Raw genomic sequence first — 23,868 nt, forward strand, 5'->3', positions numbered from 1 at the left:
TTAAAATGTAAGATTCATACCAACTGTAACCTGCTTGCTACGTGGGTAGGCCGAATAGTCGACACCCGGAGTAAGTGGTGTTTTCCTTCGCGTGGAAACCTCGGGATCAAACCCGGAGTAATTGGTAAGAACAAATACATTGTAGCCAGTTACATAAAACCTAAGGTTTTCAATGCGGGCTTTTTCAACGATGGCCTGCGGTAGTGTATACCCCAAAGTGAGGGTGTTAAGCCGGAGGAAGGATCCATCCTCTACCGCCCAGTCACTAAATATATAGCGATCCATATATGGGGACCACATGGTCGTATTGGCATTCATAGCTGCCAGGCGCCCGGGATTTGTCTCAAGTTCTCCTGTACTCTGATTAATATTGGTCCAGCGCTTACCATCCGCCTGCATGGTGATGAGGTTTCGGTACTGGTTGTTTTGATTAGCAGTAGTAAACTCGATCTTATTGGCATTGTATACATCATTGCCATAGCTCCAGTTGAAAGCTGCGGTCATGTCAAAACCATAGGCATATGCATTAAGTACAAATCCACCTGTATGGTTAGGATTGGCGTTACCAATAAAGCGTCTATCATCAATAGTGATGGCACCATCACCATTAAGATCTTGTAGCTTCATCATGCCTGGTTGTGGCGTGAGAATCCCTTCCGAATTTACAACTCCTTCTTTGAGAATCCATTCATCTGCGTTCTCATCGTAACCCTCAAAATCATCCACTTCGTATCGTCCGTCATTCACGTATCCGTACATCATACCTATTGGGTCACCTACCCTTGCCAGGAAGTCATTACCTATCTGAGTAGAGGCCCAACCGGTAGTTACCTCAGAACCTATCAACTCTTCCATTACACCAAGTGATTTGATTGTGTTTCTGTTAAAGGCAATGTTGAAATTGAAGCTAAGCCCATAGTCCTTTTTATCTACCACAAAAGCGCCTAATGTTACTTCCAGCCCTTTGTTTTCAGTTTCACCCATATTTCGGTATTGATACTCATAACCAGTACCCGAAACCGGGAATCGAATCAACAGATCTCGTGTATTGTTTTGGTATACTTCAACCGTACCGTTAATCCGTCCTTTAAGCATACTGAAATCTAACCCTGCGTTCTTGGTTGCAGTAGTTTCCCATTTCAGATCAGGGTTAGCCAGAATGGTTGAGGCCGCCCAATAGCTAGTTACATCATTGATATAAGCTGTATTACGAGACTCAAAGGTTTGTACTGTCTGACCTCTTGGAATATTATTATTTCCAGCCAGTCCATAGCTTGCTCGCAACTTTAGCAAGTTGAGCCAGCCCATATTACCCGGCATGAAACTTTCTTCGGAAATCTTCCATCCAGCTGATACTGAAGGAAAATATCCCCACACATTATCGCCCATAAAACGGCTGGAACCATCAGCTCGGTACACAGCAGCAAGTAGATAACGATCTTTATAATCGTAGTTCAAGCGTCCGAAGAAAGAAAGTAATTTATCATCCGGGCTGAAGTTATTGTCTGCATAAAAAGGATGACCCTGAGTGGTAAGTTTGAAGGCCTCTTCAGACGTAAATAGCGCCGGATAGCCTTGAATCTCATACTCCAACTCGTTGGTTTGGGTGTATAGCATCTCATGCCCCGCCATAAACTTCAGGTCGTGAGATTCATTCTCTAAAATACTATATGTAATGGTGTTAGTATTTCTTAGTCGTAATTCCTTTCTATCCCTAAATACAGCGGAAGGCAGATTAGGATAATCGGGAGTTCGGTCCCTTGCTTTGTAAGTGGTAACACCGTAAAAACGATTATCCAGGAAATTATAATTGTCCACGGTGAAAGAAGTAGAAAGTATCAGTGGTTCGATAATGTTCCAGGTAAAGCTCCCTGAGATATTGTAGTTTTTGCGCTGTTGTAAACGATCATTATCATAAGTAGAAGTGATCGGATTCACCAGGTCACTTGATATTTGCTCGTTAGTATCATCAGGCAAACTCACTCCGGAAATAGGAATTGGTGAGTAAGCTACTGCGTGCTTCAATCGAGAGTCCGCGGACGAAACCTCGTTTTGCTCATTTGCGCCACCTCCATTAATTTCCGTATCAGAGTAACGCAATGAGAAATTCAGGTCGATTTTATCATTGGGCTTATTATTGAATTTCAATGTGATGTTGTTTCTCACGTAATCAGACCCAATCATGATTGCTCTATCGTCAAAGCGAGCAAAGTTGGCAGAGAAGCTAAACTTTTCGCCACCTCCTCGAATGCTGAGGTCATTACTAAATGTGTTACCAGTGCGTCCATAGATCTGACGCTGCCAGTCATTGGCCAGCTGTCCTTCATAGAGATCCAAATCAGGGAACAGGCCGAAGTAGTCTTCGTATGATGACAGATCAGGAGTACCGTCATCATTTTCACCATCAGAATCCAGCACTGCATATTCATATTGCCAACGGGCATAATCCCCGGGATCAAGCACATCGAGTGTTTTAGCTATCTTTTTCTGTGCGTAGAAAGAATTAAAATTCACAGTCACCTTTCCTTCTTTCCCACTTTTGGTGGTTACGATTACCACCCCATTAGCACCCCTGGAACCATAGATTGCGGTGGATGATGCATCCTTTAAGACGTCAATGGACTGAATGTCTGATGGTGCCAGATCAGAGATTGTACTAACAGGAAAACCATCTACGATAAATAATGGAGAGCTGCTTTGTGTGAGCGAGGCACCCCCTCTTACACGGATGTTAATTTGGGCATCTGGCGACCCCTCTGTAGTAGTGATCTGTACACCAGCAAGGCGGCCTGTCAATGATTCTGCAACTGTGGACACAGGAACTTTCTTCAAGACATCTCCTGACACTGAAACTACTGAGCCGGTCAGGTCAGATTTCTTTTGAGTACCATAACCAACTACAACTACCTCATCCAGTGCCTGTATATCGACAGGGAGGGCTACATCGATCGTACTTTGTGTACCTACCCGAACTTCCTGAGTGGTATAGCCAATAAAGCTAAAGGTCAAAACCTGATCAGGTGAAACTGAGATAGTGTATTTCCCATCTATGTCAGTAATCGTACCTTCAGAGGTACCTTTTACAACGACACTTACTCCCGGCAAGGATTCACCAGTCTCTCCATCAGTGATGGTCCCGGTTACCGTTTTGCTCTGCCCCATCACTTCCGTATTGATCAGCAATGCGCAGCATGTGATCACAAAAACAATTCGTGACCAGTTGAAAAGCTTCATCAAATTAGTAAACATAACTCATATAGAATTTAGGTTAGTGACATATTGAAAGCCATGATAAATTGGCCGTAATAGTGCTAATTTTTCATCATTTCGTACAATCGATTGCACACTACATGAAAAATAAAGGCTCCCTCGGCGCCTTAATTGATAAGGAGTGCTTTGCACACACCCCGATAATTTTAAAAATCTCATACATTCACTCGTTTAGATTTCGAATTCTCCTTTAAATTAAAGAAAAATCCTCTGGATTAGAAACAATTTCGATTATAAAATTTTCAATTTGATTGATTTTATATTTCAATAAAATTATTCTTTTGTCAACTTAAAAGGTAATAATTTAAAATAATGTAAATTAAATTGAGGTTTGATTGGCTCCTTATCGTTAAAAGTAACATTTCATTTCATTTGATTTTATTAATAGTCACCCAATTAAAATTCACTTTCCGTGTTGCTTATACACAGTCACTCTAAAAACGCTTAAATTTTCAGCATGAAATACTCACGACATCTAAAATCCATGGGTTTTATTCTGTTATTTGTGTTATCCATTGCACAATGTACAAGCACTAAGAAAGATCGGGCAGCAGACAGTCCTGAGTCTCTTAGTGTAAAGATGGCTGATTCTGAAATGAAAAGGAATCCATCAGCCTGGATGATCGACTTTCAAAGTGAGCCCAAATGGTCCTATGTAAATGGTCTTGTCTGTCAGGCTATCCTGAAAACCTGGGAAGCTACCGGAAATCAAAAGTACTTTGACTATGCAAAAGGATATGCCGACACTTTAATTAATGAAACAGGGAAAATAAAAGGGTATAAGAAAGGGGATTTTAACCTGGATAAACTCAACTCAGGCAAGATGCTCTTCACCTTATATAAAGAGACAGGTGATGAGCGGTACCTTAGAGCTATTGAAACACTACGAGACCAGATCAGAGATCAACCAAGAACATCGCAGGGTGGCTTCTGGCATAAAAAGATCTACCCCAATCAAATGTGGCTGGATGGAATTTATATGGGCACCCCCTTCTATACACAGTATGCTGTGACTTTCGGAGACACCACGTCCTTTGATGATATAGCCTTGCAGTTTACCCTCTTAAGGGATCATGCAAGAGATTCTGCCTCAGGATGGTATTACCATGGATGGGATGCCAGTAAATCTGTTTATTGGGCGGACCCGGAGACCGGCCTGTCTGAAAATTTTTGGGGTCGTGGGGTCGGATGGTACTACATGGCTCTGGTGGATGTTCTGGACTTTTTTCCTGAAGATCACCCAAAAAGGAATGAACTCCTGGCTATCTATAAGGATCTTTCAAAGACTATCATCAAAAATCAGGATGAAAAAACAGGGCTCTGGTACCAGGTATTGGATATGCCTGAGCGTGAAGGAAACTACCTGGAAGCAACCTGCTCCTCTATGTTCGCTTATGGGCTGGTGAAGGGCGTTATCGAAGGATATATTTCCGCTGAGGATTTTAAAAGACCTACTATGAAAGCCTACAATGGCATTGTGAAGCATTTGACGAAAATACATCCGGATGAAGAACTCGAACTTCTCCACTGCTGTGCGGGAGCAGGACTGGGGCCAGCGGATAATCCGGTCCGTGACGGCACTTATGAATACTACATCAACGAGAGGCGCCGATCCAATGATGGGAAGGGTACGGGCCCATTTATTATGCTAAGTCTGCTTATTGAGAGTAGTGAAATTTTTAACAAAAAGTAAAACAACCAATTATGCGATACCTAATGATTTCTATTCTTCTTTTTTCCTTAAGTACCAGCTTTGCTCAAAAGGCATCCGAGGCCTGGTCACCTGACCTTGGAGACGGAACTTACAAAAACCCAATCATTCATGCAGATTATTCTGATCCGGATATCTGTCAGGCAGGAGGTGATTTCTATATGACCTCATCCTCTTTTAATTCCGTTCCGGCATTGCCTATCCTTCATTCAACCGATTTGGTTAACTGGGAACTGATCAACTACGCAATCCCTGAATTTCCCGGAAGCTACTATGACACTCCTCAGCACGGAAATGGAGTCTGGGCACCTTGCTTCAGATACCATGATGGTACGTTCTATATCTATTGGGGAGATCCTGATCAGGGCATATTTATGGTAAAAACAAATGATCCGGCCGACGAATGGTCCACACCTATCCTGGTTAAAAAAGCCTATGGTAACATCGACCCAAGCCCACTATGGGATGATAACGGTAAGGTATATTTGGTTCATGCTTTTGCCCATAGCAGAGCAGGTGTGAAAAGTTTACTCCAGGTCGTAGAGCTCTCACAGGACGGATCTGAAATCCTCGATAAAGGTACGATTGTATTTGATGGACATCAAGATCATCCCACCATAGAAGGTCCAAAGTTCTATAAACGAAACGGATACTACTACATTTTTGCACCAGCGGGTGGTGTACCAACGGGCTGGCAGCTGGTCTTACGATCTAAAAATATTTACGGACCTTATGAGGAAAAAATCGTGTTGGCACAGGGTAACACCCCGATCAATGGCCCTCATCAGGGTGGTCTGGCCGAATTGGAAAACGGAGAAAGCTGGTTCGTTCACTTTCAGGATAAAGAAGCTTACGGAAGAATCGTTCACCTACAGCCTGTGGAGTGGATTAATGACTGGCCGGTAATGGGAAATGATGCGGATGGTGACGGAACCGGAGAACCTGTTTTGACTTACAAAAAGCCCGGCCTTCCAAAATCTCCGGTAATGAACCCGGTTGATACTGACGAGTTCAACGAAAGCAAATTAGGGTTGCAATGGCAGTGGAATGCAAGCCCGCAGCGTGGGTGGTATCAATTAAACAACCCTCAAGGTCATCTCAGACTAAATGCTCAACCTATGCCTGCGAAAGCTTCAAATCTCTGGATGGTTCCAAATCTTCTGCTGCAGAAATTCCCCGCTGAAGAGTTTACCTCTACTGTAAAACTGGATGCCAGCAACCTTAAAGACCGTGAAGAGGCTGGTCTGGTGGTTTTTGGAATGGATTATGCTTCGCTTATTGTTCAGAAGCGTGGCCAAAACTATTCATTGATCCAAAGGCTTTGTGAGGATGCGGATGGGAATCAATCCGAAGAAAAAATTGACTCAAGGAACCTGAAAAATACCACCGTATGGTTAAGAGCTAAGGTCAATCCCGGAGCTTTAGTTTCCTTTCAATACAGCACGGATGGTAAGGAGTTTCTTCCGATAGGGGAAACATTCAAAGCAAGAGAAGGAAAATGGGTAGGCGCTAAAACCGGACTCTATGCTCAACGACCCAAAACTACAGGTCTGGGCGGCTATGCATTGTTTGATTGGTTTAGAGTAACAAAGTAATGACCAGAATTCTGACCATAATATTATACTGTGGAGTAAGTTTTAGTGCTTACTCACAGTATGCCACTTACATTACAGTAGCTAAAGATGGGTCGGGTGATTTTAACAGTATCCAGGAGGCTATCAATGCTACCAAGGCATTTCCTGAAAAGGACATAACCCTGTTTATCAAAAATGGCACCTATAAGGAAAAAGTGAGGGTTTATGACTGGAATACTAACCTGACTATTCAGGGTGAAAGTAAGGATAGCACCATTATTACCTGGGACGATTATTTTAATAAAATAGACCTTGGGAGAAATAGCACTTTTCATACATATACTTTCCAGGTAGAAGCCAATGATGTAACCCTGAAAAACCTCACCATCAAAAATGCAGCTGGTCCGGTAGGCCAGGCTGTTGCTTTACATATAGATGCGGACCGGGTCGTTATCAAAAATTGCAACATTCTGGGAGACCAGGATACCCTTTACGCTACTGGTGAAAATCTTAGACACTATTATGAAAATTGTCTAATTGAAGGAACCACGGATTACATTTTTGGGTCAGCCACGGCGCTTTTTAGGGACTGTATTATTCGCAGTAAATCTGATTCATATATTACAGCAGCATCTACTCCAAAAGGGGTAAAATATGGTTTTGTTTTTATGGATTGCCAGCTAGAATCCACATCTGATGTAAATGAAGTTTTGCTCGGACGACCCTGGAGAAGTTTTGCCAAAACAGTTTTTATAAACTGCTTTATGGGAAGTCACATTTTGCCAAAAGGCTGGGACAACTGGGGATCAGAGGAAAAGGAAAGTACAGTACTGTATGCTGAATATCAATCACAGGGCCCTGGAGCCAATAATACTGAACGAGTAGATTGGGCAAAAAAGCTGACAAATCAAGAAGCCTTGAGCTACACTTTTGAAAATATTTTTGGTGACTGGAGGCCTCAAGTTGACTAGTGTTAAGCTTAACGATATGAAGTCTCAGCATAGTGTAGCAATACACTCTCTTTATTTCCCGCAGATTCCGAACCTATACTTACAATTTATGCTCAACACGGCACTAATTATAATTTTGTTATTTCAAGTGGGTTGTTCAATTTCTCCAGCTCTTGATCAAGCAGTTTTTCAAAGCTTTCCATGTTTGTAATTCCATTTGGGTCTTTCTCCCAAACGCCCATCAGGTAGTAAGTGACACTTTTATTCGGACTAAAAGTTATAACATGGCTTCCAGCTCCATCCATAACTTGCTCAATCTGACGAGTATCCGTTATTATCGCCAACCCTATTTTATCATCATTTAAGCTAAACTTACCATAGGTAGCTAAAACTCGGTAAGTTCCGGATTCCTTATCTAAATATTCCTCTCCCTCATTCTTCACAACTCCTGTACAAAAACCAGACATTGGATTGGAAAAATTAATTTTATGACGAGTCAAAGCAGACCCAGCTTCAATGCTGATTTGAGAAGTCAGTGTAGTCTTATCTTCCTCAGTTTGCCAACCGAAATAATTGCTAGTGATCTCCGACCTCAACAGTCCATTTTGAGTGATTTCACAAGTCACAGAGTCTACTGACTGAAAACGATAAAGCGAATCATCCAGATATCTCCCAATAGAACCCAGGCCTAACGTATTTCCTACTTTAAGGAGGTCCATCCCCCAACCCTGCAACTCATGATAAGAATCAAACCCATCCTGGCCTATATTTTGCAAAACCATCTCATTTGTGGTCTTGCCAAAAAAATCTATCCCATTTCTCCAGTCCAGGTAAAACCTGTACGCTGCTTTATCAGACTCCCATCCTGGCCCTTCATAACGAATGAAGTAAGAATGATCCGTATGAGCATCCGGCACGCTCAGACCTGAGATATTTTTAAAAGTGCCTCCCTCGTATTTTCTCTCGTTCCAGCTTCCACCCTCTTTTACAGAAATTTCCGCCTGAGTTCGCTTATTGACTTTAAGTGTAGATTCGGATTGTTCTATTCTCAAGTTAATGGTTTCCTGCCCTGAAAACTGAACCTCACTAAGTACCTCATCCAGTTTACCATCCTGGTTGTTATCAAGCCATTCTGCCGGTAGAGGCTTGGAGTTTCCATTTACTGTATAAGTCTCAGCAGCCTTCAGATCATATTCGCTGATATCCATTTGCAGAATCTCTTGCCGGGCTATCTTAGTAGGATTTTGGACCGTGAAACTAACTGAAGGCTTTTGAGTACATCCGACAAGTACTATAAGAGCACCGAAAAGGATCAGACTAACTTTTATAAAGACTTTCATATCTGTTGGGTTAATAAAATTAAAAAAGAGGCCATCAAAACGACGACCTCTCTTCACATCTATTTAGGAAACCTATTTTTTGATGTCAGAAAGTTAAAATTAAATATTCAAACGCGCAATCGATTACACTATAATTTTGTATTTTTATACCTAATATGATTTCATTTTTTCAAAATCAAAGGAAAACACTCTATGTATTAATGAATTAATGATAATATAAGGCTCTTAAATCTTTTGACTTGTTCAATGGATTACACACTTTTTGATTGCAATTCAGTCAAAATGTTATTTTTGTCCTAAATTCAACGCTTTGCAAAAGGGAAAAACAACCATACACGAAATAGCTAAAGCACTGAACACTACAGCCTCCACTGTATCCAGAGCTTTAAATAACAATCCTCGGATCAGTGAGGAAACAAAGAAGAAGGTATTTGAAATGGCTAAGAAATTGGGCTATGAACCAAATACCATGGCTTCATCCCTAAGAAAAGGACGGTCAAAAATTATTGGGATCATCGTACCCTATGCCGATCGGATATTCTTCTCTTCCGTGATCCGTGGTATAGAAGAAGAGGTAAAAAAATCTGGCTATAATGTTATCATTTGCCAGTCTTATGAGAAAATAGAAAATGAAATTGAAGATGTGAATGCTTTGCTATCTGCCCAGGTGGCCGGGATCATCATCTCAGTTTCCAGGGAAACTAATAAGTATGATCATCTAAGGAAGGTAATCGCCAAGAACAAGACCCTGGTTCTCTTTGACCGGACAACAGATGAGATCGACACGTCATCTGTAGCCATAGATGATTACAGAGGAGCCTATTCATCAGTTTCTCACTTAATTAAAAATGGCTATTCCCGGATCGCTTTTTTCTCAGGCAATAAGAATGTAAGCATTTTCAAGGAACGATACCGAGGGTATCTGGCAGCCTTAAAGGATAACGGATACCCTGTCAATGAAGATTACATCATCGAAGTTCCAAGTGATGTTGAACAGGGAAAACAGGTAACACAAAAACTCATGAGCCTGAAAAATAAACCTGATGCCATATTTTCCTCTTCTGACTTCTCAGCACTTGGAGCGATAAAGTGGTTGATAGAAAACAACTATCAGGTACCACAGGACGTTGGTGTAGTAGGCTTCGGTAATGATCCATTTACGCAGTATCTGGATCCTACTATGTCCTCAGTAGACCAAAAGAGTAAATTAATGGGTAAAACCACCGCTCAGGTATTTCTGGATCAACTGGACGGAAAGGCAGCTGGTCACCGGAAGGTTTTGTTGAGCCCGGAGCTCATAGTTCGTGAGTCCTCTACCAAAGTATCTGTAAGTAAAATGGTAATTTAATGATGGACAGGTAATGGCTTTTTGAAATTTTTAGTAAATTGCGCAATCGTTTACGCAAACTCGAAAATTTTTCAGATTAGAGGATGGTCAGGATGGTACCGTACAATGATGCAGAAATAAAACTGCAAATTGGAAAGATGAAGGTTGCAGCGTGTCTTTAGGATCTGGCCAACCATAATAATCAAGATTTCACTTATTTATACCATGCAAGAATTAACCAGAAATACACCAGTAACTGAAAGGCCAATAAAAGTCATCCAATTTGGTGAAGGGAATTTTTTAAGAGCTTTTGTTGACTGGATCATTGACATTCTAAACGAAAAGTCTGATTTCAACGGGAATGTAGCAGTAGTTCAGCCTCTGGAGCAGGGCATGATCCAATTCCTCGACAAACAAGCAGGTCTGTATCATCATTTGCGCCAGGGCATCGAAAACGGGAAAACAATTAATGAGATCCGAAAAATCAAATGTATTGCAAAAGCCATCAACCCATTCAGGGATCTCAATACTTTTTTTAGCCTGGCAAAGGAACCGGAATTAAAGCTCATTTTTTCAAATACTACCGAGGCGGGCATTGTTTATGAATCCGAAAAACACCCGGGTGAAAATGCCCTTGCAAAAACATTTCCAGGAAAGCTTACTCAGTTATTAAAACATCGATTTGACCACTTTAAAGGAAGCCAAGAATCCGGCGTTGCGATGGTTCCCTGTGAGCTCATCGAAAAGAATGGTACTAAGCTTCAGGAATGTATCTTTAAATACGTTGACCAGTGGGATCTTGGTGAAGATTTTAAAGAGTGGATTTCAAATCACTGTTTTTTCGCAAACACCCTGGTGGACAGAATCGTACCCGGATACCCGAAGGAAGAAGCTGAAACGCTCGAAAAGAGAATTGGCTATCAGGATAAGCTCATTGTTAAATCTGAAGCATTTCATCTATTTGTTATCCAGGCCCCCGAGGAGGTTAAACGCCTTTTTCCTGCACATGAGATTGGTTTGAATGTGAAATATGTGAAAGACATCACACCATACCGAACTCAAAAAGTCCGTATCCTTAACGGAGCGCATACATCCATGGTACCCATAGGACTCCTCCATGGTCTGGAAACGGTAAGTGAAACAATGGACAATGAAGAAACCGGTAAACTGATGCGGGAAATCATCTTTGACGAAATCGTACCTACTATCCAAATACCGGGAGAAGACCCCAACGACTTTGCCGGGGAAATTATATCCCGGTTTAAAAATCCGTTTATCAGACATGAGCTAATGTCAATTGCTTTAAATTCTATATCTAAATTTAAAGTTCGGGTTTTGCCCACGATTTTAGATTACTTTAAGATCAAAGGAAAATTACCAACCCGATTGGTATTTTCTCTGGCATGCCTTATAAAGCTATATTTAGAGAAAACAGAATCTATGAAGGATAATGATAGTGTTCTGGAGTTTTTTAATACTCAGAAATCATTACCTCAAAGCGAAATGATTAACAATGTACTTTCTAATAAAGACTTTTGGGATCAGGACTTAACCACTGTCACCGGTCTGTCAGCCCTGGTAGAGGAACACTACTCAGCTATCAGTTCTGACCAGATGAAAGAAGTACTTTTGAATATATAATAATTATGACTCAAGCGATAACCATTCACGAAAACGACGATGTAGCTGTAGCATTAACAGATTTACCAACTGGTACGGTCGTTTCTGTAAACGGTAATGAAATACGTCTTCTTCATACGATCAGTGCAAAGCACAAGTTCGCATTGAAGGACTTTGACAAAGAAGATGAAGTAAGAATGTATAACGTGGTGGTTGGTATGGCCAAGTATCCCATTAAAAAAGGAGAGGCCGTGACTACCGAAAATCTTATACATAAGTCTGAGTCCTTTAGCGCTACCGATCGTACACAAACCACCTGGTCTAAACCCGATGTTTCTAAATGGGAGAAGGCCACTTTTGACGGGTACCATAGACCTGATGGCCAGGTTGGCACAGCCAATTACTGGTTGGTATTTCCTCTCGTCTTTTGCGAGAATAGAAATATAGAAACAATCAAAAAAGCCTTTAATAAAGCGCTGGGCTTTGAAAAAGAGGATCCGTACGTCAATATGGTAACTACCCTGGTCGATCGGTATGAGCGCAACGAGCTGGAAGATGGTAACGTGGACCTGGTTAGTCCGGTTGAAACAAATGCTACAAAAAGCAAAAGAGTCTTTGAAAACATAGACGGCGTTCGTTTTCTCACCCACCAGGGAGGATGTGGTGGTACACGGCATGATGCTGAAACACTTTGCAGGCTGCTTTCCGGATATGTCAACAACCCGAATGTGGCCGGAGCAACCGTACTTAGTCTTGGGTGTCAAAATGCCCAGGTCAAAATGTTTACAGATGCCCTTCACGCCATCAACCCGGACATTAAGAAGCCTGTCATCATCCTGGAACAGCAGCAATCCGGTACGGAGCAGCAAATGCTAAAAGAAGCCATCACCAAAACATTTATGGCGCTTGTAGAAGCAAATAATCAAACACGTAAACCGGCACCTCTCAGTAAGCTTACCATTGGCCTGGAATGCGGTGGATCGGATGGGTTTTCAGGAATTTCTGCTAACCCATCTATCGGGTATACCAGCGACCTTGTTGTGGCCCTGGGTGGAAAAGCCATCCTCTCAGAATTCCCGGAGTTGTGCGGAGTGGAGCAAGAGCTGATCAACCGGATGACCAATGATAGGATTGCAGATAAGTTTGTAGATATCATGCGTAAATACGAAAAAGCAGCTGTAGCCGCAGGATCCGGATTTGATATGAACCCTTCCCCGGGAAATATCAAGGATGGTCTGATTACTGATGCTATGAAATCTGCCGGCGCTGCTAAAAAAGGTGGGACCTCGCCGGTAACAGATGTACTGGACTATACGGAATATGCAAACAACCCGGGGTTGAACCTGCTTTGTACTCCGGGAAATGACGTGGAGTCTACCACGGGACTTGCCGGCTCAGGAGCAAACGTAATTTTATTTACAACAGGTCTGGGGACTCCTACCGGAAACCCGGTGACGCCTGTGCTTAAGCTCTCATCAAATAGCAAGCTTGCTCAAAAAATGCCCGATATCATAGACATTGATACAGGCAAAGTGATCACAGGTGAAAAAACCATCGAAGAAATGGGTGCAGAGATCCTTGATCACATAATCGAAGTAGCCAGTGGCAGGAAAACTGCTAAAGCGGTGGAGTTGGAGCAGCATGATTTTATACCGTGGAAACGGGGTGTTTCGCTTTAGGGCACCTCTAAAAACTCAGAATGCGCCGAAAAGTGAACTATTTTTGAATTAGATAAGGCGTATTTCATGAGCCTAATGGAATTATTAAGTGATTGAAATACAACGACATATAATTCAAAAAGAGTCATTAATAAAAATCTTTGATTTTTATGCTTACGGCCATAAATGGGTTTTCAGAGGTGCCCTTTAGTCTCTTTCCTGAAAACCATCAAATAGTGCGTGGATCTCACTTTCTTTAACCTTTCGGTCTGATAATACAACCCTGTAACTAAACTTTACAGAATCTCCAGGCTGCAGGATCAGGTTCAGGGAATCCGTACTATTTTCATAAACAGCCTGTCCCAGGGGATTTGCACTAAAAAGGCCATATCCGCGAGCCATCCAGTAGGTTGGAAAATTGACGTTTTCCCGGTGGTCAATAAAAAGAACCGAGGAAGTGTCTTCTTGATTTTCAAGCATAACCCATTTTGCCCGCTGGCCCCATACCGCATCCCCAGTTTGTCCTTCACTATTCTTATACAGCCCGTTTTGGTCTTGTCTTAGTTTATCTGCTACACGAATGGCGTACATTCCTTCTTTAGAATCCTTAAACCTAAGAGGTACCTCACCTGCCACTAACTTTGTTTCCCGATCAATAATAAGCTGCAAATCCTTCATCCAAAACCGATTCACAGCATATTCTGTGAGCAGTTTTTCCCTATCAAGTGTGACCCATTGATTTTCGGTTTTTACCAAAACTTCATTGGGTTCAACAATTTCATAATTCACATTTATGGATTTGATTTTTCCATGTCTGTTGCTTTCACCATAGTTGTCCCAGGTAGTTGTCCAGAAATCCACATCATTTACTTCCCCATAAGAAAACCAAAGCCCGATATGATGCAAATGATCAGTACTTTCACCCCTCTCCTCTTCGAGCGGATAACTTCGGACAAAGCCTTTGCCATTTGGTAAATTCAGCGGATGAAAACAGGTCTTTTGTAATGAGTCTGCAAAAAGGTACCTGGTGATCAATTGACCATCAAAGTAAAGTGATAACCCGGATACTTTTTCTTTCACCTCAAATCCCCCTTTCTGGCAAGAGCTGACCAGAATAACCAGAATTATCAGTAAAAAATTAATGCCTCTTTTCATAATTCGAAGATTCATTTTACGGACCAATTTAAATACCATTAAAACAGGATCTGACATGGTTTCCTGCCACAATTAAAGTATATTTACTATGTAAAATATACACAGAAAACAATGAATACCCTAAGTACTAACCGATTATTTTTTCTTCTCTCTTTTTTGATCATTCTTGCTTGTAATCAAACAAAGAAGTCAGGCGAGGAAACCTCAGAAACCAAACCTGAAAAATGGTCAACTCAATTTGCAGATTACATTCTCACCAACTGGGAAGATCCGAATACTTTAAGTAACAAAGGGTGGGAATATAACAATACCATCATCCTGCATGGAATAGAAAAGGTATACAACCAGACAGGTGATAAGCGCTATCTTGATTATATCAAAAACTTTGTAGATCAATATGTAAGTGATACCGGGGACATCTATGACCTGGAGCCTGAATCCAACAACCTGGATAAATTACATCCGGGGATTATCCTCTTTCCTATTATCAGGGAATTCAGTGATGAAAAATACAGGATTGCAGCTGATAAGATCAGGGCTGAATTTGATAATCAACCAAGGACCGAAGAAGGTGGCTTCTGGCATAAGCAAAAGTATGAAACGGAAATGTGGCTGGATGGGATTTATATGGCTCAGCCATTTCTGGTCAGGTATGGGACGGTATTTGGTGATTCTTTAGATGAGTACAATGAGGCTGCGAAGCAGGTAAGCCTTATTGCTGAAAAAACTTATAATGCTGAGGCTGACCTGTTTTATCACGGATGGGATTCCAATAAAAATGCCTCCTGGGCAGACCCTGTTACCGGTCAATCCGGGTTTTACTGGTCTCGGGGACTGGGCTGGTTTGCCATGGCTATGGTAGACATTCTGGAAGTGCTGCCTCAGGAAAATGAGAATCGCCCGGTTTTTCAAAGCGCCTTAGAAAAGATAGTAAAAGGAATTGAGCGATATCAGGACCCCGATACCGGGCTTTGGTACCAGGTATTAGACAGAGGAGGTGATGAAGAAAACTGGCATGAAGTATCCGGCTCAGCCATGTTTGTCTATGCGATCAAAAAAGGAATCAGGCTCGGAGTACTCGACGAAAAGTATCTGACAGTAGCAGAAAAAGGCTGGGAAGGTATCCAATCTAAAATCAAAATAGAAAAAGGTCATCCGGTCATTTTTGATGTGGTGGAAGGTATGGGCATACAAGACACCTATGAGGATTATCTCAATAAAAAACGGCTTGAAAATTCGACTCATGGACTTTGTGCCATCCTGATGGTAGCTTCTGAAATGGAATTCTGATCTGAAGCAAAACCTTCGTTCAGCTCATGCAGATTTCATGTCATGGCAAAGGCATATTTCCGCTTTGGGTATGATGGGTAAAGAGAGAATTGAATGTGGCAGATTACCCGTCAGAGACGCAAGTCTTTGGCGGGTTTTTATTTGTTTTCCTTAACCCAATCCCCTAAAACATTTTCTATAGCATATTGAGAGGCTTCCTTTTCAGTGAGGATGTGTGACCAGCTGACTCGTTCCTGTGGTTTATATCCGGTACCGAAATTATTATATTCAGCGTAATAAGCCGTTTTCTCCTTTTCAGGAGAGTTCCAGTTATGCCAGCCCTCAGGTCGGATCAGGGCATCAAGATCACAGTTAATGAATACAGTCTTCGCATAAGGTCTCCAGGGACGACCGAGATAGACCGAGCCTTCAGGAGCACTACCTGTGATCTTACAGTTTTTAAAAACAAATCCATAAGCAGTCCCCTCCTCAGTAGACGCAGCAGTTATATAACCGTCTCTCTTACAGTAGATCTCACAGTCTTCAAAATACGCTGTAGACCAGCCAAATATAAAATCGACTGTACCTTCGATATAACAATCCTTATAATACTGCCGACTCCCTCTTCCATGTGGATATAATGTGTCCTGATTGCCCAGAAACCGGCAGTTTTCAAACTTTACCCGATCACCATCTACCCTCACTGCCACAGCCTGCCCTACTGGTCCGGCACTGTTCTCAAAAGTGACGTTTTTTGCTACGAAACCATCTCCAAATATGTAAAAGGAGCTGGAACCGGATGTTCCGACCTCTTCATTAACCCGATTTTTCCTGCTGGCAAAATCGTCATAGGTGAGCACTGTGTTTTCCAGATCCTCGCCAATAAAAGTCACGTTGGTTTTGGTGGATGGGAGTATGAGCTTCTCCTTGTAAATACCAGCTTTGATAAAAATACAGGTCCTGTTTTTTCTCAAATGAGGAACAGCATCTATGGCTGACTGCACAGTTGTAAAATCACCCGTTCCGTCAGCAGCTACCACAAAATCATATTCCAGCTTTTTTTCCTGCCCATCACAGATCAAAAAAGAAAAAAGCACTACCAAAAACAGATATTCCCTCATCGCTCCAGTTGTTTCAATGCCTCAAAAACCAATCCAGCTACGGCTCTGGCGCCCTCAGGCTGAAAGTGTGTATTGTCATTTTGACCTTCGGGGTACGCCTCATATTCACCAGCAGGCAAATTCATAAAGTACTTTTCGGTGACATACTCCTTGCCTTTTTCAGAAAAGGCATCCATAGAAAGTTGATTCAGGTCTATTAACAAAACATCCATCTCCGCAGCGACCTCTTTGGCGGCCAATGGGTACTCACCGTGTACATTTTCCAGGTGGCCATCCTCCCATGGGTAATTCCGACAAACAGGTGTCAAAATGATTGGGGTGGCATCCTTTTGACGAGTTTGGAGCACAAACAGTCTTAGAAACTCTTTATACCCTTCAATATTCACATAACGTTCAGGCTTGCTTTCAGCAGCATCATTGTGGCCAAACTGCATTAGGACCAGGTCGCCCGATTCCAGTGATTCATATACCTTTCTCCAGCGTCCTTCCTGGAAAAAGGTCCGGGTACTCCTTCCTCCTCTGGCACGATCATCTATCACCACCGAGTCTGCCGTAAACAGATCAGAAAATTCACTCAGATCAGCTCCCGTAAAAAACTCCTGGAAAACCTGTCCCCAGCCCGTAACCGGATATCTGGTTTTATAATAGTCTTTGCCAGGGTCATAATTATCAGCATAGTCTGCCATGGTAGAATCACCGATCAAAAATACGGTTATCACATCATCAGCCTTCTGACCACACCCTAAAAGAAGACCCACTAAAACCAATACAATTTTATTCAATCGGGTCATCATCTTTTACCTTTTACTATGTACTGCTCAAGTGTCAGGTCAAGCTCCCGGATACCATCCAGCACCAGCTGTGCCATTTTGCGAGCACCCAGCTCATTGAAATGGGTATTGTCTTCTTTCCCATCTGGATAATTGGGATGTTCTCCTGCTTCCAGGTGATGAAATAGCAGTCTGGACTTATCTAACCCAAACGCTTTAATCAGCTTCATTGATTTCTCAGTCATATCAATTAAAGGAACATTTTCTTTAACAGCTACCTTTCTCACCAGATCGGCATATTGCTCATGGGTATCTTCAAGAGCGCCGGAATCATTGAATGACCGTCGGGATACCGGGGTTAATAAAACCGGGCTAGCCCCTTTGACTCGTGTATCATCAATATACTTCTTTAGGTTTTTCTGAAATTCATCCGGAGTGGTGTAGCGTCCTACTTTAGTGGGTACTTCATCATTATGCCCAAACTGAATAAAAACAAAGTCACCAGGCTTCAAAGAGTTTAAAACATCGCTCCATCTACCCTCCTCCATAAAGGATTTGGTGCTTCGGCCATTCTTAGCCCTATTTTCAATGGTTACAGACTTGTTAAAAAAAGTCTTAAAGGGCGTGCCCCATCCCATTTCCGGAAAAGCATCCGGATCCTTATCAGCACAGGTCGAGTCTCCTACTAAATAGATGGTCAAAGGGTCTTCCTGCCTGAATGAAAAGGCAAATACCACCAGACATAATACCAGGATCAAAAATTTCTGCATAGTTATTTGATCTTTAATGCTTTCCCGGATACCTCATCTCCCACTTTAAACTGTTCCTTCGTAATACCTTTAATTGATATTGCTTCGGATTTGGCACCCAGTATTCGGATCTGATTGTTCTCCAGGGAAGTAAAATCCGATTCTGTAATGGTCACGTTCCTCCCATTATAAATCGTCAATGGGTAGCCTTTCGCAACTTCCACTTTTACATTACTAAATGTAACTCCATCCGCATCTACCATAGAAATTCCTTTTTTAGCTTCAAGAGTTACGTTTTCCAGATTGATATTTTTGAGATTCATTTCAGGCAAGCCCTGAAAATAACCTGCTGTTCCACCACCGACGGACGTTACATTCTTAATGTATATATCTTTAAATGAAGGGGTTTCTTCGGTAACAGGCACCAGTTCTTCATCTACTTCCGGAGCTTCCTGATCGTCCTCCAAAATAGGGGACTGACCACCGTAAAACAGGTTAAACCGGATAGGATCGGTAGGGATATCCGTCATGTCGATATCCGAGATGTAAATATTTTCTACAACTCCACCTCTGCCACGTGTACTTTTAAAGCGCAGCCCTACATCTGTCCCCATAAACGTACATTTGGACACATGAATGTTTTTCACCCCTCCGGACATCTCACTACCGACTACAAAACCACCATGCCCATGGTAAACAATGTTATTCTTGATGATCACATTCTCTGTCGGCATGCCGCGTTTTCGGCCATCTTCATTCTTACCGGATTTGATACACATCGCATCATCTCCCACATCGAAGGTGTTGTTGTATATCAGTGCATTTTTGCACGACTCAAGATCCAGGCCATCTCCATTTTGTGAATACCAGGGATTACGTACATTGACATTCCGGATGATCACATTTTCACACATTAAGGGGTGAATGTTCCATGCCGGAGAATTCTGAAATGTTGGTCCGTCTAAAAGGACATTTTTAGACTTGACAATGCTGATCATCACGGGACGCAGGAAATCCTTTACAGTCTCATAGTCTTCCATAGATTCCATATCGGGCACATTGAAATTTCCGGTTCCTTCTGCTCCCCTTTTAGATTTCTCTGAAGGATACCAGATCCGTTCATCCTCACCCAGAACGCCACCACTCTTTACCAGTTTATTCCAATGACTGCTTGTTAGCTTACTTTTCTTAACAGGCCTCCAGGCGTCTCCTGATCCGTCAATGGTTCCTGAGCCGGTAATGGCCACATTTTCCAGATTATTTCCATTTATGGGGGATATACATCGTACCGTTTCCAATCCCTCAAAACTTGTTTTCACCAAAGGATATTGATCAAAATCATCACTAAAGAGCAATAAGGCACCACCCTCAAGATGTAAATTGATGTTACTTTTCAAAGTGATGGGTCCAGTTAACCAAATTCCTCTGGGGACAACCAGCTTTCCTCCGCCCTTACCGGAAAGTTCTTCGATAGCTTTTCTGAAAGCATCACTGTTATCGGTCTTTCCATCTCCTATTCCCCCAAAATCTGTAACCGAAACAGTCAGATCAGGAAAGGTTGGCACCACGACTCGCGGCATATCAAATTCCACCCCGTCATAGATCGACTCTTGTGTTTCCTGAGCCCAGCCTATACATGAGGCTAAGAGAAAAATAAAGCTTAAGTATTTCATAGTTTGCGCAATCGATTGTACAATTTCGAAGATAGTAAAAAGCTGACAAGATGTATGCCTGACGCAATAATTTTTTCAAAAAACTCCTTTTAAATCGAAATTATACTATCCAAAGTAACATTTATACTTTACAATCTTTTTGTTTCAGGAAACATTTTGTGGAATTGGGATAAGCTCATACCTGGGAGCTTAAAATCATAAATGAGTTTCCTGTTTAAGGGGAAAATAGTTGAACTAAATTACCACTAGTAATAACATGAAGCTTTTCTAAGACCTTATTATAAACATTTGATACGGTTTACTCAGGTTATTCTAACTAGTTTTATCATCCCGGACCATTTCATACTTATCCTAATGAAACCATCAGGTAAACTTTTTATTCTTGTTTTGTTTTCTTTTTTGATTGCCTGTGAAAACCCCGGATCAGGATTTAAAAAGCTCTCCCCTTCCAAGACGGGTATTGAGTTTGTGAACACCAATAAGGAGAGTGTTAATATGAATATTCTGGTCTATGAATATTTTTATAATGGTGGAGGAGTAGCTGCAGGTGATATCGATAACGATGGGTTAACCGATTTATACTTTACCAGCAATAGTGAATCAAACAAACTCTATTTAAATCAAGGAAATTGGAAATTCGAGGACATTACAGATCAGTCTGGTACCGCACTCCCTGATGGCTGGAAAACCGGGGTCAACATGGTGGATGTGAACGGAGATGGCTACCTGGATATCTATGTATGCCGCTCTGCTTTGCGGGACCCTAAACAGCGAAGAAACAGTTTACTGATCAACAATAAAGATCTGACCTTCACTGATAAGGCAGCCGAGTACGGATTGGATGACCCTTCATTCTCTACTCAATCCGCATTCTTTGATTTTGATAAGGATGGTGACCTGGATATGTTCTTATTGAATCACTCTCTTCTGACCATTTCCAACTCTTTTGATATATCCATAAGGAACAATACTAAACGGTACCCATACGTGGGAAACAAGTTTTTCGAAAATATTAACGGTAAATTTATCGATGTTAGTGATTCAATTGGCGTTTACGGACCTGCATCAAACTACGGCCTTGGAATCGCGTTGTCAGACTTTAACGGAGATGGTTGGACGGATGTTTATACCTCCTGTGACTACACCGGGCCTGACAGAATGCTAATAAATCAGAAAGGTAAGTTCTTCATCGACATTATAGATTCTGCTATGACTCATATCTCGAAGTTTTCTATGGGGCTGGATATAGCAGATATTAATAATGATGGATACCAGGACATATTTACACTGGATATGCTTCCGGAAGATAATCTCCGTCAGAAGCAACTCCTTTCACCAGATAATTATGATGCATATAGACAAGCTGTAGATGCAGGGCTACATCACCAGTACATGCGAAATATGCTGCATCTCAATCAGGGAGCCGGAAACTACAGTGAAGTTGGCCAGTTGACTGGCGTTGCGAGCACAGACTGGAGTTGGGCTGCACTTCTTGCAGATTATGACAATGATGGGATTAATGACCTTTTCGTTACCAATGGATTCAAGCGAGACCTCAACAATAAAGATTACATCAAATACCGAAACGATAAAAAAACGCTTCAAGGCACCGATAAGCGGGAAGAAATGGCCGATCTGATCAACAAAATGCCGGTTTCCAATCTTCATAATTACATTTACAAAGGAACGGATAGTCTGTACTTTCAAAATAAATCATCTGAGTGGGGCATGAACAGCCCAACCTTGTCAAATGGCGCTATATATGCAGACCTTGACAATGACGGTGACCTGGATCTTATCACAAATGACATCAATGATTATGCAGGTATTTATGAAAATAAGACTATACCAAAGACAAAAAGCAGGTACCTGAAAGTAAAGTTGGAGGGCAAAGGCAAAAACACTTTTGGTATTGGCAGTAAGCTTTATTTCTACACTGCTAATAAATTGTTTTTAAGAGAGCAGTATCCGGTCAGAGGATTCCAATCTTCAGTAGATCCCATTTTACATATTGGCTCAGGAAAGCTGGAAAAATATGATTCCATTAAAATTATTTGGCCCACAGGTGAGGTTCAGGTACTAAGAGAGGTAAATACAAACCAAACTTTAACCCTTCGCCAGGCTGAGGCAAATGTTACCAGGCTCGCGGCTGGAAGGGATCCCTCAACATTCTTTACTGATATATCTGACAAGATTGACTTTCATCATCAGGAAAACGTATTTGTTGACTTTAAAGTGCAGGCTTTACTTCCTCGAATGTATTCCAGAGAAGGCCCTGCGATGGCTATTGGCGATGTAAATGGAGACGAATTGAATGATATCTATTTAGGAGGAGCAAAAGGTCAGCCAGGTGAACTGTTTTTACAGGTGAAGTCAGGAAACTACATCAGATCAGCAAACAAGATTTTTTCTGAAAGCAGTGAGTCTGAAGGTACAGATGCTGTATTTATAGATGTGGATGGCGACAATGATCAGGACCTGTATGTAGTAAATGGTGGATATGAATTTAGTGAAAGTTCCGAAGCACTACAGGACCGGCTGTATATAAATGATGGTACAGGCCAGTTTACTGAAAAGGAGCTTCCCAAAATGTTAACCAGTGGTTCTAAAGTAGCCCCGGCAGATATGGATGGAGACGGAGACATTGATCTGTTTATTGGGGGAAGGATAATTCCGGGGAAATATCCTCTTTCGCCAACTTCTCACTTACTGATCAATGATGGCAATGGAAATCTTGATCTGTATCAAGATCCAAAACTGGAAAACCTTGGTATGGTGACAATCGCCGAATGGGTAGACCTGAACGGAGATGAAAAGGAGGAGTTGGTCTTAACAGGAGAATGGATGCCAATAAAAGTATTTGAATATAAAAATGATCAGCTTTCAGATGCCTCAGATACCTATTTTGACCAACAAAAGACAGGTTGGTGGAATACCCTCTGTTTTGCCGATTTTGACAATGATGGCGATCGGGATCTGATAGCTGGAAACGTCGGCATGAATACCCAGATGAAGCCAACTCTGAATGAACCTGTAGAGTTGTACTATGCCGATTTTGATCAAAATGGAGCTATTGATCCAGTTATAACTTATTACATCCAGGGCAAAAGCTACCCATACCCCACCCGCGATGAACTCTTGCAACAATTGGCCGTGCTTAGAAAAAAGTTTACAGATTACGAGAGTTATGCCAGAGCAACGATTGAGGATGTTTTTGATAAGTACCAATTGGAGAAAGCTCAGAAACTGAATGCTACCAGTTTTGAAACCATGTACTTCAGTAATGAGTCCGGAAGATTCGTACCGCGATCTCTACCTAAGGAAATGCAATATGCTCCTCTTTATGCGATGGCTGCAATGGATATAAATGGAGATGGTGATTTGGATCTGGTGACCGGTGGTAACCTGGAAGTTGCAAGAGCAAGAACAGGCAGGCTTTCAGGAAATACGGGATTTGTGTTCTTAGGGGATGGTTCAGGGAGTTTTAGTGTGGTTGATCCGTTGAAAAGCGGAATATCCTTAAAGGCTGATATTCGCAGTATTCAAAATGACGGAAATAGGCTTATTTATGCTGTAAATAACGGACCAGTAAGAATATTTCAGCTAAAGGAAGTACAAAACCCTCTTCCATGAACAAATAAGCCCTAAATCTCAAACAAATTCATCCGGCAACTTGATTTA

General features: G+C 41.8%; 15 protein-coding genes. 8 read left to right on the plus strand and 7 right to left on the minus strand.

All coding sequences use genetic code 11. The features are described 5' to 3' along the window. On the minus strand, window positions 1-3,249 hold the full coding sequence (locus tag AC3E9V_RS16195; protein WP_488749180.1) for a SusC/RagA family TonB-linked outer membrane protein: 3,249 nt from the start codon (window positions 3,247-3,249) through the stop codon (window positions 1-3). A gap of 478 nt (window positions 3,250-3,727) precedes the next feature. Between AC3E9V_RS16195 and AC3E9V_RS16200 the strand changes: the two genes are divergently transcribed. Genes AC3E9V_RS16200 through AC3E9V_RS16210 form a run of 3 tightly spaced genes read left to right on the plus strand, consistent with a single transcriptional unit; the run spans window position 3,728 to window position 7,526 of the window. Then, complete coding sequence (locus AC3E9V_RS16200) at window positions 3,728-4,963, plus strand: glycoside hydrolase family 88/105 protein (RefSeq protein ID WP_488749181.1); 1,236 nt, start codon at window positions 3,728-3,730, stop codon at window positions 4,961-4,963. Between the two features lie 11 nt (window positions 4,964-4,974). Continuing rightward, window positions 4,975-6,576: a glycoside hydrolase family 43 protein gene (locus tag AC3E9V_RS16205; protein WP_488749182.1), complete on the plus strand. Its 1,602-nt coding sequence runs from the start codon at window positions 4,975-4,977 to the stop codon at window positions 6,574-6,576. Next, complete coding sequence (locus AC3E9V_RS16210) at window positions 6,576-7,526, plus strand: pectinesterase family protein (protein ID WP_488749183.1); 951 nt, start codon at window positions 6,576-6,578, stop codon at window positions 7,524-7,526. The genes AC3E9V_RS16205 and AC3E9V_RS16210 overlap by 1 nt, the downstream gene beginning before the upstream one ends. A gap of 107 nt (window positions 7,527-7,633) precedes the next feature. Here AC3E9V_RS16210 and AC3E9V_RS16215 read toward each other — a convergent pair whose 3' ends face one another. After that, a complete protein-coding gene (locus AC3E9V_RS16215) occupies window positions 7,634-8,845 on the minus strand; it encodes a DUF4861 family protein (protein ID WP_488749184.1) in 1,212 nt (403 codons plus the stop codon). Between the two features lie 310 nt (window positions 8,846-9,155). Between AC3E9V_RS16215 and AC3E9V_RS16220 the strand changes: the two genes are divergently transcribed. The 3 genes from AC3E9V_RS16220 to AC3E9V_RS16230 all read left to right on the plus strand — a co-directional run bounded on the left by AC3E9V_RS16220 (window position 9,156) and on the right by AC3E9V_RS16230 (window position 13,471). After that, complete coding sequence (locus AC3E9V_RS16220) at window positions 9,156-10,193, plus strand: LacI family DNA-binding transcriptional regulator (RefSeq protein ID WP_488749185.1); 1,038 nt, start codon at window positions 9,156-9,158, stop codon at window positions 10,191-10,193. A 204-nt stretch (window positions 10,194-10,397) separates the two neighbouring features. Then, a complete protein-coding gene (locus AC3E9V_RS16225; RefSeq protein WP_488749186.1) occupies window positions 10,398-11,813 on the plus strand; it encodes a tagaturonate reductase in 1,416 nt (471 codons plus the stop codon). A gap of 5 nt (window positions 11,814-11,818) precedes the next feature. Next, entirely contained in the window at window positions 11,819-13,471 is a 1,653-nt protein-coding gene (locus AC3E9V_RS16230) for a UxaA family hydrolase (RefSeq protein WP_488749187.1), read from the plus strand. A gap of 186 nt (window positions 13,472-13,657) precedes the next feature. On the opposite strand, the gene AC3E9V_RS16235 is transcribed toward AC3E9V_RS16230, so the two are convergent. Continuing rightward, complete coding sequence (locus tag AC3E9V_RS16235) at window positions 13,658-14,620, minus strand: DUF6807 domain-containing protein (RefSeq protein ID WP_488749188.1); 963 nt, start codon at window positions 14,618-14,620, stop codon at window positions 13,658-13,660. 96 nt (window positions 14,621-14,716) lie between these two features. Between AC3E9V_RS16235 and AC3E9V_RS16240 the strand changes: the two genes are divergently transcribed. Next, entirely contained in the window at window positions 14,717-15,895 is a 1,179-nt protein-coding gene (locus tag AC3E9V_RS16240) for a glycoside hydrolase family 88/105 protein (protein WP_488749189.1), read from the plus strand. A 137-nt stretch (window positions 15,896-16,032) separates the two neighbouring features. Here the strand turns inward: AC3E9V_RS16240 and AC3E9V_RS16245 are convergent, their stop codons facing one another. The 4 genes from AC3E9V_RS16245 to AC3E9V_RS16260 are packed head-to-tail and all read right to left on the minus strand — an operon-like array spanning window position 16,033 to window position 20,187. Then, the gene (locus tag AC3E9V_RS16245) at window positions 16,033-16,995 is read right to left on the minus strand and encodes a pectinesterase family protein (protein WP_488749190.1); all 963 of its coding nucleotides are present in this window, start codon (window positions 16,993-16,995) and stop codon (window positions 16,033-16,035) included. Further along, window positions 16,992-17,789, minus strand: coding sequence for a rhamnogalacturonan acetylesterase (locus AC3E9V_RS16250; protein ID WP_488749191.1), 798 nt, complete (start codon window positions 17,787-17,789; stop codon window positions 16,992-16,994). Before AC3E9V_RS16250 ends, AC3E9V_RS16245 begins: the two co-directional genes overlap by 4 nt. Next, a complete protein-coding gene (locus tag AC3E9V_RS16255) occupies window positions 17,786-18,535 on the minus strand; it encodes a rhamnogalacturonan acetylesterase (protein ID WP_488749192.1) in 750 nt (249 codons plus the stop codon). Before AC3E9V_RS16255 ends, AC3E9V_RS16250 begins: the two co-directional genes overlap by 4 nt. A 2-nt stretch (window positions 18,536-18,537) precedes the next feature. Next, the gene (locus tag AC3E9V_RS16260) at window positions 18,538-20,187 is read right to left on the minus strand and encodes a glycoside hydrolase family 28 protein (protein WP_488749193.1); all 1,650 of its coding nucleotides are present in this window, start codon (window positions 20,185-20,187) and stop codon (window positions 18,538-18,540) included. A gap of 354 nt (window positions 20,188-20,541) precedes the next feature. Here AC3E9V_RS16260 and AC3E9V_RS16265 point away from each other — a divergent pair, with 354 nt between their 5' ends. Further along, window positions 20,542-23,820: a VCBS repeat-containing protein gene (locus AC3E9V_RS16265; RefSeq protein ID WP_488749194.1), complete on the plus strand. Its 3,279-nt coding sequence runs from the start codon at window positions 20,542-20,544 to the stop codon at window positions 23,818-23,820. Window positions 23,821-23,868: the final 48 nt, after the last annotated feature.

Source organism: Marinoscillum sp. HNIBRBA16962, assembly GCF_057801515.1.

Bases quoted from the DNA above. Each gene is read 5' to 3' on its own strand.
- AC3E9V_RS16240 (WP_488749189.1), top strand. From the start codon at position 14,717: ATGAATACCCTAAGTACTAACCGATTATTTTTTCTTCTCTCTTTTTTG.
- AC3E9V_RS16210 (WP_488749183.1), top strand. From the start codon at position 6,576: ATGACCAGAATTCTGACCATAATATTATACTGTGGAGTAAGTTTTAGT.
- AC3E9V_RS16255 (WP_488749192.1), bottom strand. From the start codon at position 18,535: ATGCAGAAATTTTTGATCCTGGTATTATGTCTGGTGGTATTTGCCTTT.
- AC3E9V_RS16265 (WP_488749194.1), top strand. From the start codon at position 20,542: ATGAAACCATCAGGTAAACTTTTTATTCTTGTTTTGTTTTCTTTTTTG.
- AC3E9V_RS16200 (WP_488749181.1), top strand. From the start codon at position 3,728: ATGAAATACTCACGACATCTAAAATCCATGGGTTTTATTCTGTTATTT.
- AC3E9V_RS16215 (WP_488749184.1), bottom strand. From the start codon at position 8,845: ATGAAAGTCTTTATAAAAGTTAGTCTGATCCTTTTCGGTGCTCTTATA.
- AC3E9V_RS16245 (WP_488749190.1), bottom strand. From the start codon at position 16,995: ATGAGGGAATATCTGTTTTTGGTAGTGCTTTTTTCTTTTTTGATCTGT.
- AC3E9V_RS16260 (WP_488749193.1), bottom strand. From the start codon at position 20,187: ATGAAATACTTAAGCTTTATTTTTCTCTTAGCCTCATGTATAGGCTGG.
- AC3E9V_RS16235 (WP_488749188.1), bottom strand. From the start codon at position 14,620: ATGAATCTTCGAATTATGAAAAGAGGCATTAATTTTTTACTGATAATT.
- AC3E9V_RS16225 (WP_488749186.1), top strand. From the start codon at position 10,398: ATGCAAGAATTAACCAGAAATACACCAGTAACTGAAAGGCCAATAAAA.
- AC3E9V_RS16250 (WP_488749191.1), bottom strand. From the start codon at position 17,789: ATGATGACCCGATTGAATAAAATTGTATTGGTTTTAGTGGGTCTTCTT.
- AC3E9V_RS16205 (WP_488749182.1), top strand. From the start codon at position 4,975: ATGCGATACCTAATGATTTCTATTCTTCTTTTTTCCTTAAGTACCAGC.
- AC3E9V_RS16195 (WP_488749180.1), bottom strand. From the start codon at position 3,249: ATGTTTACTAATTTGATGAAGCTTTTCAACTGGTCACGAATTGTTTTT.
- AC3E9V_RS16230 (WP_488749187.1), top strand. From the start codon at position 11,819: ATGACTCAAGCGATAACCATTCACGAAAACGACGATGTAGCTGTAGCA.